This is a genomic window from Mycolicibacterium smegmatis, from assembly GCF_001457595.1.
Taxonomy (GTDB): Bacteria; Actinomycetota; Actinomycetes; order Mycobacteriales; family Mycobacteriaceae; genus Mycobacterium; species Mycobacterium smegmatis.
Map to the genome: position 1 here is coordinate 43,272 of NZ_LN831039.1, position 14,151 is coordinate 57,422.

A 14,151-nucleotide genomic window follows, 5' to 3' on the forward strand; every position below is an offset into this window, starting at 1 on the left:
GGCGGGGCACCGGAAACCGGTTGTGCGCGTCAGGCGTTCGACAGGTCGGCCACCGGGCGGCCGTTCAGCGCGTTCGCCAGCTGCGGGGTGAGCACGTCGAGTGCGTACTGCAGCGAATCGGGTCCGCTGTAGGTCAGCGCATCGCTGAGCTTCGACTCGAACGTGGTGTACAGGGTGCGGCCGTCACGGACCACGCCCAGCCGCTCGAAGGCCGGCGAGGTGATCAGTTCGTCCTTGGTGGCGCCGTTGACGAACAGCACGTCACGATCGAGCAGGTCGAGCTTCTCCTCGCTGACATCACCCACCACGTCCTGGGTCTGGAAGCCAAGTGCGGTGAACAGCGAACGCCGCGGGTCGTTTTCGCCGAGCAGGTAGTGCCCGCCGTCGGCCGGTCCGAAGTCGACCACCAGCGTCTTACCCTCGAACTCGGGGTTGTTCCTGCGGGCCTCGTCGATCTTGCCCTGAACCTCGTCGAGGAGTTCCTTGGCCTCGGCCTCTTTACCGAGCGCCTTGCCGGTGGTGAGAAGCTGGACATCCCAAGGGGTTTCCTCGTCGGCGTAATCGGCCGACTGGATCACCGTCGGCGCGATCTGCGACAGCCTGTCGTAAGTTTGCTGATCGATGGTTTCGTAGATTGCCAGAATCAGATCGGGCTTCTGTGCCGCGATCGCTTCGAAGTCGATCGAATCCGAGCCCCAGGTGGGGATTCCTTTGCCGCCGGTGGCCTCTTGGACCCACGGCAAGTCGTTGTAGTTCTCCGAGAACTCACGTGCGCTCACCGGCACGACACCGAACGGGAGCACGAAGTCCTGGTCGGTCCAGCCCACCGTCACCACACGGCTCGGATTCTCGGGAACCGTTGTCTCGCCGAACTTGTGGCTGATGGTCGTGGCGCCCGATTCGGCCGCGGGCTCGGATTCGGAACCGCACGCGCTCACCATGCCGATGGCGACGGCGGCCGCGAAAATCGGTGCCATGGCGCGAAGCCAATGTCGGCGCCGGTTCGGCGGCCGATCTCGATGCTGACGTGTCACGTGGATCTCCCCCTGTGGGTCCGGTTGGATGAGCTACCTAGCTTAGGCTTGCATTACTACCACGGGATGGAGATTCACAGGAACCTGTCAGGAAACACCCAGGAATCAGTGCGGCCCTTGGGTTTTGGTCGTCGCGAGCAAAGGTGGGGGTTGCAATGCGGCTTAGATAGGTTAGCCTTCGCTATGAAAACGCTGTGGGGGGCGTGTGCTCGGCTGCGCCGGACCAACTGCATACAAGAGGGGGGTGACGATGCAAAGAGTGCTGCTGGCAAGCAAGATTCACCGCGCAACAGTGACTCAAGCGGACCTGCACTACGTCGGGTCCATAACGATCGACGCGGAACTGATGGCAGCCGCGGACATCGTCGAGGGTGAACAGGTGCACGTCGTGGACATCACGAGCGGGGCACGACTGGTCACCTACGCCATCACCGGCACCCCGGGGTCGGGTGTGATCGGCATCAACGGCGCTGCCGCCCATCTCATTTCGCCAGGAAACCTGGTGATCATCATGTCGTTCGTACATCTCGACGAAGCCGAACGTGCCGATCACCGGGCAAACGTCGTGCACGTCGACGCCGACAACCACATCGTCACCATCGGATCCGACCCGGCCCAGCCGGTACCAGGGGCGGCCGATCAGCTGGTGGGACGGGTGTGACAGGGACAAACATGCAGAGCATCGATCATCTCAACGGCCGCAACGGGGACAGTCCCGTGCTCGACGTCGTGGGCGTCGGCTTCGGGCCCTCCAATCTCGCGCTCGCCATCGCGATCCGCGAGTACAACGAAACCCACGCCGAGGCCATCAACGCCGAGTTCGTCGAGGTCAAACCCGAATTCGGTTGGCACACCGGGATGTTGATCCCCGGCGCCACGATGCAGGTTTCGTTCTTGAAAGACCTGGCGACACAACGCAACCCAACCAGTGAGTTCACCTTCCTGAACTATCTCACCGAACGTCGCCGTCTCACCGAGTTCATCAACTTCAAGACGTTCTTTCCCACCCGCCTGGAATTCCACGACTACCTGTCCTGGGCGGCCGACAAGGTCGGTGCGACCGTGCACTACGGCTCACGCGTGGTGTCGGTACGCGATACCGACGGGGCCTTCGACGTCACCGTGACCGGCGCAACCGAGGGAATCCTGCGGGCGCGCAACGTCGTCGTCGCCGGCGGGTTGCAGCCCCTGTTGCCGCCGGGTGTGCAGCGCACGCGGCGCCAGATCCACAACCACGGGCTGCTGCACGATCTCGCGGCCATGCCGGACCCGCGCCACAACCGGTACGTGGTGGTCGGCGCCGGGCAGAGCGCTGCCGAGGTGTGCGCCTACCTGCACGATCTCTCACCGGACAACGAGGTCCACGGCGTCTTCGCGAAGTACGGGTACAGCCCGGCCGACGACAGCCCGTTCGCCAACCGCGTGTTCGACCCGGACGCGGTGGACGACTTCTTCGTCGCCGATCCGGCTGTGCGGCGCCGGCTGATCAACTACCACCGCAGCACCAACTACTCGGCGGTGGACCTCGAGCTGATCGAAGAGCTCTACGCCCGTGAGTACGCCGAGCGTGTCGCCGGACGGCGGCGGTTGTTCGTGCGTGGCGCGTCGAGCGTGCAGCACACCGACGAGGACGACGCCGGCGTGCGCGTGCACATCCGTCACCACCCGTCCGGCACGGTCGAGGAACTCGACTGCGATGCCGTCATCTACGCGACGGGCTTCATGCCTGCGCGGCTCGACGGCATCCTCGGCGACCTCTACCACGATCTGGTGCTCGAGGACGGAAACCCTGTGGTGTCAAGGGATTACCGCCTGGCGACCGTGCCGCCGACCGCGGGCGGGCTCTACATCCAGGGCAACACCGAGCACACGCACGGGCTGACCTCGTCGCTGTTGTCCAACATCGCGGTGCGCAGCGGCGAGATCCTGGAGTCGGTGATCACCCACACCAGGACCGGCACCCACCGGCTCAGCCCGGTCGGCAGCGACGCCTGACGTTCAGGGCTTGGGGGCGACCTCGACGCTCGGCGCGAGCGTCGGCGGCTCCTGGGGTCGGCTACGGCGCCGCACGATGGAGAACGCCGCGGCTCCCCCGCCGAGCACGGTGACCGCGACCGCGGCGATCAGCAGCGGACGCCTGCGCCGCTTCTTCGGCGGGCTGACCACCTCCTGCACGGCTTCCTGGATCGTCTCGGGAAGCGCAGCAACGGCTTCGGCAGCCGCGGCGAGCTGGCGCTGAAGCTTGCCGGACTCATAGCGGCGGCGTAGCTCGGCAGCGGTTGCCTGCGCGGTGTCGGCGCCGATGCCCAGGACGCCGCGTGTGATGTCCACCGGTCCCACCGCGGTGTATTTGAGACCGCGGGTGAGGCGTTGACGAGGGGCCAATCGGACATCTGCTCTGGCGGGCATCTCGCACCTTTCTGACACGGACTGCGTACTGCCTGTCCAGAGTGCCACTTCCGTGCTCGCGCGGGGCGGATCTGGCGGGCCCCGCCCCGGCGGCGCCACGGAGATGGCAGACTGGCCTTCGTGACGAGTCCTATTCAGACCGCGACCGCGACCCTGCACACCAACCGCGGCGACATCAAGATCGCACTGTTCGGCAACCACGCCCCGAAGACGGTGAACAACTTCGTCGGCCTGGCGCAGGGCACCAAGGACTACAGCACCGAGAACGCCTCGGGTGGCACCTCCGGCCCGTTCTACGACGGCGCCGTCTTCCACCGCGTCATCGACGGCTTCATGATCCAGGGCGGTGACCCCACCGGCACGGGTCGTGGCGGCCCGGGTTACAAGTTCGAGGACGAGTTCCACCCCGAGCTGCAGTTCGACAAGCCGTACCTGCTGGCCATGGCCAACGCCGGCCCGGGCACCAACGGCTCGCAGTTCTTCATCACCGTGGGCAAGACGCCGCACCTCAACCGGCGCCACACCATCTTCGGTGAGGTCGTCGACGAGGAGTCGCAGAAGGTCGTCGACGCGATCGCCTCGACGCCCACCGACCGTAGCGACCGTCCGACCGAGCCGGTCGTGATCGAGTCCATCACGATCGCCTGACGGCCCTTTTTCACCGCGACTGTGCGGTCTCGTACGCCCGCCACGGCGTGTTGCGTATGAAACCGCACGGTCGCGGGCTCTTGTGAGCGCCTAATACCCGGCTCTAATACCCGGCCGCCTTCAGCGCGTCGAGCACGTCGAGGGGGTCGGTTCCCAGATCCCAGCGGGTGAACACCACGAGCCTGCCGTCGTGCGCGTCGATCTCGAGCATGCGGACCTTGCGGGCGAGCCTGCGGAACTCCGTGATGCGGATCGTGTCGATCTCGTCGTGCCGGAACGTCCTGGTGCGCGCCCATCCGCGGACCACCAGACCGTCGTCCGTGATTGCCAGTTTCGGCCGCGAACGTAACGAGAAGCTTGCGAACGTGAGCAATCCCACGGCGGCAATGCCGGCAAGAACACGTCCGGGCGGGTCTGTGATCACCGTCACAGCGGCGATAGCCATCATAAGTCCGGCTATGCCACAACCTGCGATTCCTGCTGTCGACGGGCTCCACTGAGTTTGCTGCACGGGTTATTCACACCCTCTTACCCGTACCGATGGAGTTATCCACAGGTGCTATCCCCAATGGGGATGAATCACATCGGTGTGATTGAGAGCGGCAGACGTTGCTGGATCGGCGACGCCAAGAACATAAAATGAATTCATTATTGCCTTGTGTCAGGTCAGCGCCAGCGCATGGTGAGCAACAGACCGGTGATCATGAAAGCAAAGGCGATCGCGTAGTTCCACGGACCGAGATCCGCCATCCACTGGAGGAACGACGGGGTGTCGATCGGGTTGGTTGCCGCCAGCTGGAACACCAGTAGCCAGATGAGACCGAACAGCATGAGGCCGATGAACAGAGCGACGAACCAGACACTGGACGGTCCGGCCTTCACCTTCACCGGGGTCCGGCTCACCGGCCTGGAGGTGAAGTCGTTCTTCTTGCGGACTTTGGACTTGGGCATGGGTACCTTCGCGGACAGTCGGCGTCACACGGTGCGACGATGAAGAAAGATTGCTTCAAGAGCCTAACGTAGCTGTAAGTCCTGAAGAGGAGCCGATGGACCAGCCCAGCCGTTCCCGATGGCGCCTCGGTGTGCCGGTCATCTGCCTGCTCGCAGGCCTGCTGCTGGCGGCCACGCACGGCGTCTCCGGGGGCGACGAGATCCGCCGCAGCGACTCTCCCCGCCTCGTCGACCTGGTGCGCGAGGCCCAGCAGTCCGTCGACCGGCTCGCCGCGCAGCGCGACGCGCTCGCACTCGAGGTCGACAGCCACCACGGCGGCTCCCCCAGCTCACACGCCGCGCTCGACGCCATCACCGCGCGGACCGCCCAACTCGCCGTCGACGCGGGCATGGATCCCATGCGCGGCCCGGGCCTGGTGGTGACGCTCAACGACGCACAGCGCGACGCCGAGGGCCGGTTCCCCCGCGACGCCGCCCCCGATGACCTCGTCGTGCACCAGCAGGACATCCAGGCCGTGCTCAACGCGCTGTGGAGCGCAGGCGCCGAGGGCATCCAGATGCAGGACCAGCGCATCATCGCGACGTCGGCGCCTCGCTGCGTGGGCAACACCCTGCTGCTCAACGGTCGCACCTACAGCCCGCCGTACGTCATAACCGCAATCGGCGACGCCGCCGCGATGCAGGCCGCACTCGCCGAGGCGCCGCTGGTCACGTTGTACAAGCAGTACGTGCTGCGCTTCGGCCTCGGCTACACCGAGGAGCCCAAGGCCGAGGTCACTCTCGCCGGCCACACCGAGCCCGTGCGCATGCGCTACGCGAAACCGGCGGGACCCCTCGGCTACTGAGCCGGTAACCTGGGCCGATGCAGGTTTTGGTGGTCGACAACTATGACAGCTTCGTGTTCAACCTGGTCCAGTACCTGGGCCAGCTCGGTGTGCACGCGCAGGTCTGGCGCAACGACGACGCCCGGTTGGCCACCGAGGACGCGATAGCGCAGGCCGCCGCCGACTTCGACGGTGTGCTGCTCAGCCCCGGGCCGGGCACCCCCGAACGTGCGGGAGCCTCCATCGCGCTGGTGAAGGCGTGCGCCGCGGCGGGCACTCCCCTGCTGGGCGTGTGCCTGGGGCATCAGGCGATCGGCGTGGCGTTCGGCGGCACCGTCGACCGTGCGCCCGAACTGCTGCACGGCAAGACCAGCGTCGTGCACCACAACGACAGCGGCGTGCTCAAGGGTCTGCCGGATCCGTTCACCGCGACGCGGTACCACTCGCTGACGATCCTGCCCGAGACGCTGCCCGCCGCGCTCGAGGTCGTCGGCCAGACCGACAACGGCATCATCATGGCCGTCCGGCACACCGAGCTGCCGATCCATGGCGTGCAGTTCCACCCCGAGTCGATCCTCACCCAGGGCGGACACCGCATGCTGGCCAACTGGCTCGGCTTCTGCGGCGCCGCACCGGACGAGACGCTCGTGCGCCGCCTCGAGGACGAGGTCGCCCGCGCGGTCGCGGCCGCTACGCAGCGAAGCTCAGCGTGATCTTGGCGTCCTTGTTCACCGGCGTTCCCGCGGAAGGGCTCTGCGTCACCACGGCGTTGGTGCGCTGACCGCTGTCGCGGACGTCGGGTCCCTTGTCGAGCACACCGGTCCAGCCCAGCGCGGTCAGCCGCGGATAGGCGTCCGACCAGAACTGGCCGACCAGGTCGGGCATCACGAACTGGTTGCCCTTCGACACCCGTATCTGGATCACGGTGTCCTTGGGCACCGACTGGCCGTCGGCCGGTTCGGTACCGACCACCTGACCGGCCGCGGCCGGGTTGTCGACCTCGACGACGACGGTGTTGGTGAAACCGCCCGCGGCCAGGATCGCCTTGCAGCTCTCGGCGTTCTGCCCGGCGCAACTGAGCACCGGTGCATCCTCCGGGCCCGCACCCACGACGATCGTGATCTCGTTGATGATCGCCGCGGTCTGGTTGGCCTGCGGGTTGGTCGCGAGCACCCGGCCCTTCTGCTCGGGCGTCGACGGGCTCGGCGACTCCCTGAACTTCTCGAACCCGGCGTCCTTGAGCTTCTGCCTGGCCTGCGTCGGGGTCAGGCCTGCCACGTCGGGCACAAGGGCCTGCTCGGGCCCCGTCGAGACGTTGATGGTGACCTGCTCCCCCGCGCCCAGCTCGGAACCCGCCTCGGGATCGGTTCCGATCACCAGGCCGGGCGGCACCTCGTTGTCGGGCTGGCGGTCGATGACGGTCTTGAAGCCGCGGTTCTGCAGCGCGGCCTGCGCGTCGTCGGCGGACTGTTCGGCGACGTCGGGCACCTGGACGTTGCGCGGGTTGCCGCCGACCATGTTGATCGCGACCGTCACCACCACGGTCAGCACCGCGAGCACCGCGACCGCGATGAGCCAGCGCGCCACCGAGGTGCTGCGCTGCTTGCTGTACCCGGCCGGACGCGGCACGGGCATGTCCTGGGTGGCCGCGCCCGCGCGGTCGGCGGGCGGGGCGGCCAGCATCGACGTGCGCTCGGCGTCGGTGAGCACCTTGGGCGCGTCGGGCGCCTGGCCCTCGTGCACACGGATGAGGTCGGCGCGCATCTCGGCGGCCGTCTGGTACCGGTTGTCGGGGTTCTTGGCCAGCGCCTTGAGCACCACGGCGTCCAGTTCGGGCGTGACGTCGGCATGGCGCCGCGACGGCGGCACCGGATCCTCCCGCACGTGCTGATAGGCGACCGCGACGGGCGAATCCCCGATGAACGGCGGTTCACCGGTGAGGATCTCGTAGAGCACGCAGCCCAGCGAGTACACGTCCGAGCGCGCATCGACGGTCTCACCGCGCGCCTGCTCGGGTGACAGGTACTGCGCGGTGCCGATCACCGCGGCGGTCTGCGTGACGCTGTTGCCGGTGTCGGCCAGCGCGCGGGCGATGCCGAAGTCCATCACCTTCACAGCGTTGTTCTTGCTGATCATGATGTTGGCCGGCTTGACATCGCGGTGGATGATGCCGTGCTGGTGGCTGAAGTTCAGCGCCTGGCACGCGTCGGCGATGATCTCGATCGCACGCCGCGGCGCGATCGGACCGTCGGTGTGGACGATGTCGCGCAGGGTCACACCGTCGACGTACTCCATGACGATGTACGGCAGCGGCCCGTTGGGTGTCTCGGCCTCGCCGGTGTCGTACACCGCGACGATCGCGGGGTGGTTCAGCGCCGCGGCGTTCTGTGCCTCGCGGCGGAACCGCAGGTAGAAGCTCGGGTCGCGCGCAAGGTCGGCGCGCAGCACTTTCACCGCGACATCGCGGTGAAGGCGCAGATCGCGCGCCAGGTGGACTTCGGACATGCCGCCGAAGCCGAGGATCTCACCGAGTTCGTATCGGTCGGAAAGGTGCTGAGGCGTGGTCATCGCTGTATCTGTTCGGATGGCGGCGGCTCGGGCTGAGCCGCACGCAACATGATCATGAGGTCAGGCATCGCCGCCGGGGTCTCCTCGTAGGGCGTCGTCTCGGTGACGGTGTCGGTGACCGTCGGCGGTGGCGACTGCTCGCGGTCCTTGCGGTCCTGCGCGTTGAGCACGATCAGGATCGCGATCACGATGGCCAACGCGCCGAGGACGCCAGCCGCCCACAATAGCGCCCGTTGCCCCGAGGAGAACGTGCGTCGAGGCGGCGGAGTCCGATGCGCGGCCGTCGCGGTGGGTCTCGCGCGTGCGGCGGTGACGGGCGCACGGCCCGTGAGATCGGCAGAGGCACGGGCCTGCGCGGCCGACGGCACCGCGGCCGGTGCGGCACGTCCCAGCGTCGGTGCCTGGTTGGGCCGCGGTGGCCTGCGACCCGCGCGCACCGCGGCGACCGCGTCGGCGAACGGGCCGCCCGACTTGTACCGCATGCCCGGGTTCTTCACGAGCGTGATCTCGATCAGCTCGCGCACGTTCGGCGGCAGATCGGCCGGAAGCGGCGGCGGGGTCTCCTTGATGTGCTTCATTGCGACCGTCAGCGCACCGTCGCCGGTGAACGGGCGCTTGCCCGAAACCGATTCGTAGCCAACGACGCCCAGCGAATACACGTCACTGGCGGCGGTCGCGTCATGGCCCAGGGCCTGCTCGGGCGCGATGTACTGCGCGGTGCCCATCACCATGCCGGTCTGGGTGACCGGCGCGGCGTCGACGGCCTTGGCGATGCCGAAGTCGGTGAGCTTCACCTGCCCCGTCGGGGTGATGAGGATGTTGCCGGGCTTGACGTCGCGGTGCACCAGGCCCGCGGTGTGCGCGACCTGCAGCGCACGGCCGGTCTGCTCCAGCATGTCCAGCGCGTGCCGCAGCGACAGCCGGCCGGTGCGCTTGAGCACCGAGTTCAGCGGCTCACCGTTGATGAGCTCCATCACCAGGTACGCGGTGCGGCCCTCGCCGTCGAGTTCGGTCTCGCCGTAGTCGTACACGCTCGCGATGCCGGGATGGTTGAGCATCGCGACGGTGCGGGCCTCGGCCCGGAAGCGTTCGACGAACTCGGCGTCGGTGGAGAACTCGGCCTTGAGCACCTTGACGGCGACCCGGCGGCCCAGCCGCGAATCCACGGCCTCCCACACCTGGCCCATACCGCCCGTGGCGATCAGCCGCTGCAGCCGGTAACGACCGGACAGCGTGACTCCAACGCGCGGGCTCATTGCTTGCCCCGCTTCGCTCGCCTGCGCGGACTCATGAACCCTCCCGCAGCGCCGCCGCAATCGTGGCGCGTCCGATCGGGGCGGCGAGTGCGCCGCCGGTGGCCGACAACCGGTCCCCGCCATCCTCGACCAACACCGCGACCGCGACCTTGGGGTCTTGGGCCGGTGCGAAGGCGATGTACCAGGCATGCGGCGGGGTGTTACGGGGGTCCGTCCCGTGCTCTGCCGTACCGGTTTTCGAAGCGATCTGCACGCCGGCGATGGCTCCCTTCTGCTGAGTCACCTGCTCGGCGGCGACCATCAAGTCAGTTAGTGTAGCCGCGACCTGGGGTGACACTGCTCGGCGCTCTTGCTCCGGAGTGGTGGTGCTGATAGTAGCCAGGTCGGGCCCCTTGAGGCTCTCGACGAGGTAGGGGCGCATGGCTATGCCGTCGTTCGCGATTGTTGCGGCCACCTGTGCGTTTTGCAACGGGGTCAGGGCGACGTCACGCTGACCGATGCTCGACATGCCCAGCGCGGCGGCGTCGACGATCGGTCCCGTGGTGGACTCCGCCACCTGCAGCGGGATGGCGGGCGGCGGCGTGTCGAGGCCGAACGCCTGGGCCATCGCCTTGAGCTTGTCGGTGCCGGTGCTGAGACCGAGTTCGACGAACGCGGTGTTGCAGGACTTCGCGAACGCCTCCTGCAGCGACACGGTGGGTCCCGGTCCGCAGGGCGCCCCACCGAAGTTCTCCAGCGTCGCGGTGCTGTCGGGCAGCGGGGTGCGCGGCGCCGACGTGAGCTGGGTCTGCGGACGTGCCCCGGCCTGCAGCGCGGCAGCCGTGGTGATGACCTTGAACGTCGAACCCGGGGGATAGGTCTCCGAGATCGCACGGTTGAGCAGCGGGGACTGCGGATCGTCGCGCAGCTTCTCCCACGCGTCGGCCTGCGCCGCGAGATCGTGGGTGGCCAGCAGGTTCGGGTCGTACGACGGGGCCGACACCATCGCCAGGATCTTGCCGGTCGACGGTTCGAGCGCCACCACAGAACCGCGGCACGGGCCGTCGCAGCCGTTCTGCATCGCGTCCCACGCGGCCTGCTGTACCTGCGGCTTGATCGTGGTGTCCACGTTGCCGCCGCGCGGGTCGCGGCCGGTGAAGAAGTCCGCGAGGCGACGGCCGAACAGGCGCTCGTCGGAGCCGTTGAGCACGGCGTCCTCGGCACGCTCCAGGCCGGTGCTGGAGTAGCCCAGCGAATAGAACCCGGTGACCGGGGCGTAGGCCTGCGGGTTGGGATACACGCGCAGGTAGCGGAACCGGCCGTCGGTGGACACCGAGTACGCGAGCAGTTGTCCGCCCGCGGTGATCTGGCCGCGCTGGCGCGAGTACTCGTCGAGCAGCACGCGCTGGTTGCGCGGATCGGCGCGCAGACCGTCGGCGGCGAAGACCTGGGTCACGGTGGCGTTGGCCAGAAGCAGCACGATCAACACCATGATCGCGACGGCCACCCGGCGCAGTGAGGTGTTCATACCTTTTCGATCACCTCGGTACTGGCCGCGGCGATCGGCGTCGCGTTCGGCGGCCGGGACGTGGTGATGGGCCTGCGGGCCGCGTGCGAGATCACGACGAGGATCGCGAGCAGCACGTAGTTCGCCAGCAGCGACGACCCGCCGTAGGACATCCACGGCGTGGTGAGGCCGGTCAGCGGGATCAGCCGCGTCACACCGCCGACGACGATGAACAACTGGATCGCCAGTGTCGACGCCAGACCCGCCGCGAGCAGTTTGCCGAAGCTGTCGCGCACCGCGATCGCCGTGCGCAGGCCGCGGATGATGAGGATGGTGTAGAGCATGAGAACGCCTGCCAGACCGACCAATCCGAGTTCCTCACCGATCGCGGCGGTGATGAAGTCGGTGGCGGCGGCAGGGACGGTGCCGGGCTGTCCGTTGCCCAGGCCGGTGCCGAAGATGCCGCCCGTGGCGAAGCTGAACAACGACTGCACCATCTGGTAGCCGGCGCCCTCGGGGTCGGCGAACGGGTCCAGCCACGTCTGCACCCGCACCTGCACGTGGCCGAAAATGTTGTAGGCCACCACACTTCCCGCCGCGAACAGCGCCAGGCCGATGACCACCCAGCTGATCCGTTCGGTGGCGACGTAGAGCAGCACCAGAAACGACGCGTACAGCAGAAGTGAAGTGCCGAGGTCTTTTTCGAAGATCATGATGCCCACCGACGCGGCCCAGGCCACCAGCAGCGGCGCGAGGTCGCGGGGGCGGGGCAGATCGACGCCAAGGACGTGCTTGCCCGCGCTGGTGAACAGGCTGCGCTTGGACACCAGCACCGCGGAGAAGAAAATGAGCAGCAAAATCTTGGAGAACTCGGCGGGCTGAATCGAGAAGCCCGGGAACTGAATCCAGATCTTGGCGCCGTACTGCTCGGAGTACTTGGCCGGCAGCAGCGCCGGAATGACAAGCAGCACAAGGCCGGTCAGACCGAAGACGTAGCCGTAGCGCGACAGCATGCGGTGGTCCTTCAAGAACACCACCACGAGCGCGAACGCCACCACACCGACCAGCGTCCACAGCATCTGCTGGTTGGCGCTGCCGCCGAGGCCGTCGGCGGTCAGCTCACCCTCGGCAAGGTCGAGCCGGTGGATCATCACCAGCCCAAGCCCGTTGAGCACGGCGACGACCGGCAGCAGCAGCGGATCGGCGTATGGCGCGAACCGCCGGACCGCGAGGTGCGCGGCGCCGAACAGGGCCAGGTAGCCGACCATGTAGCGGGCCAGGTCCCAGGTCACGCCCTGCTCCTGGTTGGCCTCGACGATCAACAGGGCCACGGTGGTGATCAGCGCCGCGAACCCCAGCAGCAGCAGTTCCGCGTTGCGCCGGTTCGGGAGCGGCGGCGTGACGGTAACCGGCGACTGGGGTTGCGTCGTCATGACACCGCCCGGCAGTTCGTCCCCGGTTGCGGCGGCGGGGGAGGCAGTGCGGTCACGGTCGGAGACGGTGTCGGCGACGGCGATGCCGGTGGCGGCGGATTCGGCGACCCGGGCGCTCCCGACGGCGCAGGCGCGGCCGTCGTGGTGGGGCTCGGGCTCGGTGGGACCGGGGATTCGCCCGCACCGCGGCCGCTGGCGCCCGGCGCCGGTGACGACGGCGGGGCCGGCGGGGGAGCAGGCGCCCGGGTGGTCGTCGTGGGCCGCGGCGGGGCGCACACCGGAAGCAGCGAGCTGCGCGCCAGTTCGCCGATCTGTGCGAACGCCTCGTCGAGGGTGCCACCGGGCAGGCCCGCGACCACCTGGGCGCGTTCGGACGGGCGCATGTCGTTGACGGCCATGAGGCGGCAGCCGAGGTTGTCGCGGTTCTCGTTGGCGCCGATCAGCGACAGTTCGTTGCGCGCGTTGAGGCAACCCAGCCGGTACGGCTCCTGCAGCGAGATGCCCAGGAAGGAGCCTTGCACGCCGCGCATGATCGACACCGTGCCGTCGTGCTCGGCGACGTAGTAGTTGTTGCGCAGGATCTCGCGGCCGATCGCCAGGCCCGCCACCACGACCAGCACCACCAGCACCGCCGCGATGATCATGCGGCGGCGTGAGCGCGGCTTGCGGGCCGGCTCGGCGGGCTGGGGGATGACGCGCTTGGGCTCGTTGCGGCGCGGGTTGAACGCCGAGGCGCGGCCCGCGGCAGTGTCCGGCGGTGCGGTCTGGTCGTCGTCACCGGAGACCGCGCCGGCCAGGATCGGCTGGGTCTGGCCGTAGTCGTAGTCGACGACGTCGGCGACGACCACCGTGACGTTGTCGGGACCGCCCCCGCGCAACGCCAATTCGATGAGCCGGTCGGCGCTTTCGGCGACATCCTCGATCTGCAGGGCTTCCTTGATGGTCTCCTGGCTGACCGGGTCCGACAGGCCGTCCGAGCACAGCAGGTAGCGGTCGCCGGCCTTGGCCTCGCGCATGATCAGCGTCGGCTCGACCTCGTGGCCGGTGAGCGCGCGCATGATCAGCGAGCGCTGCGGGTGGCTGTGGGCCTCCTCGGCTGTGATGCGGCCCTCGTCGACGAGGGTCTGTACGAACGTGTCGTCCTTGGTGATCTGTGTCAGCTCACCGTCGCGCAGCAGATAGCCGCGGGAGTCGCCGATGTGCACCAGGCCCAGGCGGTTGCCCGCGAACAGGATCGCGGTGAGTGTGGTACCCATGCCGTCGAGTTCGGGATCGGCCTCGACATGCGCGGCGATCGCGGCGTTGCCCTCGGCCACCGCCTGGTGCAGCTTGCTCAGCAGGTCGCCGCCGGGCTCGTCGTCGTCGAGATGCGCGAGCGCGGCGATCACCAGTTGCGACGCGACCTCACCTGCGGCGTGTCCGCCCATGCCGTCGGCGAGCGCCAACAGTCGGGCACCCGCGTACACCGAGTCCTCATTGTTGGCGCGGACCAGACCGCGGTCGCTGCGGGCCGCGTAGCGGAGAACGAGGGTCATTCTGCTC

Annotated in this window: 14 protein-coding genes; 5 read left to right on the forward strand and 9 right to left on the reverse strand. The window is 68.0% G+C overall.

Translation table 11 applies throughout. The features are described from left to right. Positions 1-29: 29 nt before the first annotated feature. The gene (locus tag AT701_RS00105; RefSeq protein ID WP_011726612.1) at positions 30-977 is read right to left on the reverse strand and encodes an iron-siderophore ABC transporter substrate-binding protein; all 948 of its coding nucleotides are present in this window, start codon (positions 975-977) and stop codon (positions 30-32) included. A gap of 307 nt (positions 978-1,284) precedes the next feature. Between AT701_RS00105 and panD the strand changes: the two genes are divergently transcribed. Both panD and AT701_RS00115 read left to right on the forward strand, forming a co-directional pair. After that, positions 1,285-1,695 carry an aspartate 1-decarboxylase gene (gene panD / locus AT701_RS00110; protein ID WP_011726613.1) on the forward strand — a complete coding sequence of 137 codons (411 nt, stop codon included), beginning with the start codon at positions 1,285-1,287 and terminating at the stop codon, positions 1,693-1,695. Positions 1,696-1,706: 11 nt separating this feature from the next. Continuing rightward, complete coding sequence (locus AT701_RS00115; RefSeq protein ID WP_011726614.1) at positions 1,707-3,029, forward strand: lysine N(6)-hydroxylase/L-ornithine N(5)-oxygenase family protein; 1,323 nt, start codon at positions 1,707-1,709, stop codon at positions 3,027-3,029. A 3-nt stretch (positions 3,030-3,032) separates the two neighbouring features. Here AT701_RS00115 and cwsA read toward each other — a convergent pair whose 3' ends face one another. Beyond that, positions 3,033-3,443 carry a cell wall synthesis protein CwsA gene (gene cwsA, locus AT701_RS00120; RefSeq protein ID WP_058124878.1) on the reverse strand — a complete coding sequence of 137 codons (411 nt, stop codon included), beginning with the start codon at positions 3,441-3,443 and terminating at the stop codon, positions 3,033-3,035. A 120-nt stretch (positions 3,444-3,563) separates the two neighbouring features. Between cwsA and AT701_RS00125 the strand changes: the two genes are divergently transcribed. Next, positions 3,564-4,091, forward strand: coding sequence for a peptidylprolyl isomerase (locus AT701_RS00125; RefSeq protein ID WP_003891350.1), 528 nt, complete (start codon positions 3,564-3,566; stop codon positions 4,089-4,091). 103 nt (positions 4,092-4,194) lie between these two features. On the opposite strand, the gene AT701_RS00130 is transcribed toward AT701_RS00125, so the two are convergent. Continuing rightward, complete coding sequence (locus tag AT701_RS00130; RefSeq protein WP_011726616.1) at positions 4,195-4,602, reverse strand: PH domain-containing protein; 408 nt, start codon at positions 4,600-4,602, stop codon at positions 4,195-4,197. Positions 4,603-4,757: 155 nt separating this feature from the next. Next, positions 4,758-5,042, reverse strand: coding sequence for a cell division protein CrgA (gene crgA / locus AT701_RS00135; protein ID WP_003891352.1), 285 nt, complete (start codon positions 5,040-5,042; stop codon positions 4,758-4,760). Between the two features lie 95 nt (positions 5,043-5,137). On the opposite strand from crgA, the gene AT701_RS00140 reads away from it, so the two are divergent. Both AT701_RS00140 and AT701_RS00145 read left to right on the forward strand, forming a co-directional pair. Next, positions 5,138-5,887 carry a DUF881 domain-containing protein gene (locus AT701_RS00140; RefSeq protein ID WP_003891353.1) on the forward strand — a complete coding sequence of 250 codons (750 nt, stop codon included), beginning with the start codon at positions 5,138-5,140 and terminating at the stop codon, positions 5,885-5,887. Positions 5,888-5,904: 17 nt separating this feature from the next. Further along, positions 5,905-6,579: an aminodeoxychorismate/anthranilate synthase component II gene (locus AT701_RS00145; protein ID WP_003891354.1), complete on the forward strand. Its 675-nt coding sequence runs from the start codon at positions 5,905-5,907 to the stop codon at positions 6,577-6,579. On the opposite strand, the gene pknB is transcribed toward AT701_RS00145, so the two are convergent. Genes pknB through AT701_RS00170 form a run of 5 tightly spaced genes read right to left on the reverse strand, consistent with a single transcriptional unit; the run spans position 6,557 to position 14,144 of the window. Beyond that, positions 6,557-8,434, reverse strand: coding sequence for a Stk1 family PASTA domain-containing Ser/Thr kinase (pknB, locus tag AT701_RS00150; RefSeq protein WP_003891355.1), 1,878 nt, complete (start codon positions 8,432-8,434; stop codon positions 6,557-6,559). The two genes, AT701_RS00145 and pknB, sit on opposite strands and share 23 nt — an antisense overlap. After that, positions 8,431-9,690, reverse strand: a complete 1,260-nt coding sequence (locus AT701_RS00155; protein WP_011726617.1) for a protein kinase domain-containing protein — start codon at positions 9,688-9,690, stop codon at positions 8,431-8,433. The genes pknB and AT701_RS00155 overlap by 4 nt, the downstream gene beginning before the upstream one ends. Before the next feature lie 31 nt (positions 9,691-9,721). Then, complete coding sequence (gene pbpA, locus AT701_RS00160; RefSeq protein WP_003891359.1) at positions 9,722-11,197, reverse strand: D,D-transpeptidase PbpA; 1,476 nt, start codon at positions 11,195-11,197, stop codon at positions 9,722-9,724. Continuing rightward, the gene (locus AT701_RS00165; RefSeq protein ID WP_058124879.1) at positions 11,194-12,609 is read right to left on the reverse strand and encodes a peptidoglycan glycosyltransferase RodA; all 1,416 of its coding nucleotides are present in this window, start codon (positions 12,607-12,609) and stop codon (positions 11,194-11,196) included. The genes pbpA and AT701_RS00165 overlap by 4 nt, the downstream gene beginning before the upstream one ends. After that, a complete protein-coding gene (locus AT701_RS00170; protein ID WP_011726619.1) occupies positions 12,606-14,144 on the reverse strand; it encodes a PP2C family protein-serine/threonine phosphatase in 1,539 nt (512 codons plus the stop codon). The genes AT701_RS00165 and AT701_RS00170 overlap by 4 nt, the downstream gene beginning before the upstream one ends. Positions 14,145-14,151 lie beyond the last annotated feature (7 nt).

What these genes read in the sequence shown, in the direction of transcription:
- AT701_RS00105 (WP_011726612.1), bottom strand. Translation starts at nt 977, where the DNA reads ATGGCACCGATTTTCGCGGCCGCCGTCGCCATCGGCATGGTGAGCGCG.
- panD (WP_011726613.1), top strand. Translation starts at nt 1,285, where the DNA reads ATGCAAAGAGTGCTGCTGGCAAGCAAGATTCACCGCGCAACAGTGACT.
- AT701_RS00115 (WP_011726614.1), top strand. Translation starts at nt 1,707, where the DNA reads ATGCAGAGCATCGATCATCTCAACGGCCGCAACGGGGACAGTCCCGTG.
- cwsA (WP_058124878.1), bottom strand. Translation starts at nt 3,443, where the DNA reads ATGCCCGCCAGAGCAGATGTCCGATTGGCCCCTCGTCAACGCCTCACC.
- crgA (WP_003891352.1), bottom strand. Translation starts at nt 5,042, where the DNA reads ATGCCCAAGTCCAAAGTCCGCAAGAAGAACGACTTCACCTCCAGGCCG.
- AT701_RS00140 (WP_003891353.1), top strand. Translation starts at nt 5,138, where the DNA reads ATGGACCAGCCCAGCCGTTCCCGATGGCGCCTCGGTGTGCCGGTCATC.
- AT701_RS00145 (WP_003891354.1), top strand. Translation starts at nt 5,905, where the DNA reads ATGCAGGTTTTGGTGGTCGACAACTATGACAGCTTCGTGTTCAACCTG.
- pknB (WP_003891355.1), bottom strand. Translation starts at nt 8,434, where the DNA reads ATGACCACGCCTCAGCACCTTTCCGACCGATACGAACTCGGTGAGATC.
- AT701_RS00155 (WP_011726617.1), bottom strand. Translation starts at nt 9,690, where the DNA reads ATGAGCCCGCGCGTTGGAGTCACGCTGTCCGGTCGTTACCGGCTGCAG.
- pbpA (WP_003891359.1), bottom strand. Translation starts at nt 11,197, where the DNA reads ATGAACACCTCACTGCGCCGGGTGGCCGTCGCGATCATGGTGTTGATC.
- AT701_RS00165 (WP_058124879.1), bottom strand. Translation starts at nt 12,609, where the DNA reads ATGACGACGCAACCCCAGTCGCCGGTTACCGTCACGCCGCCGCTCCCG.
- AT701_RS00170 (WP_011726619.1), bottom strand. Translation starts at nt 14,144, where the DNA reads ATGACCCTCGTTCTCCGCTACGCGGCCCGCAGCGACCGCGGTCTGGTC.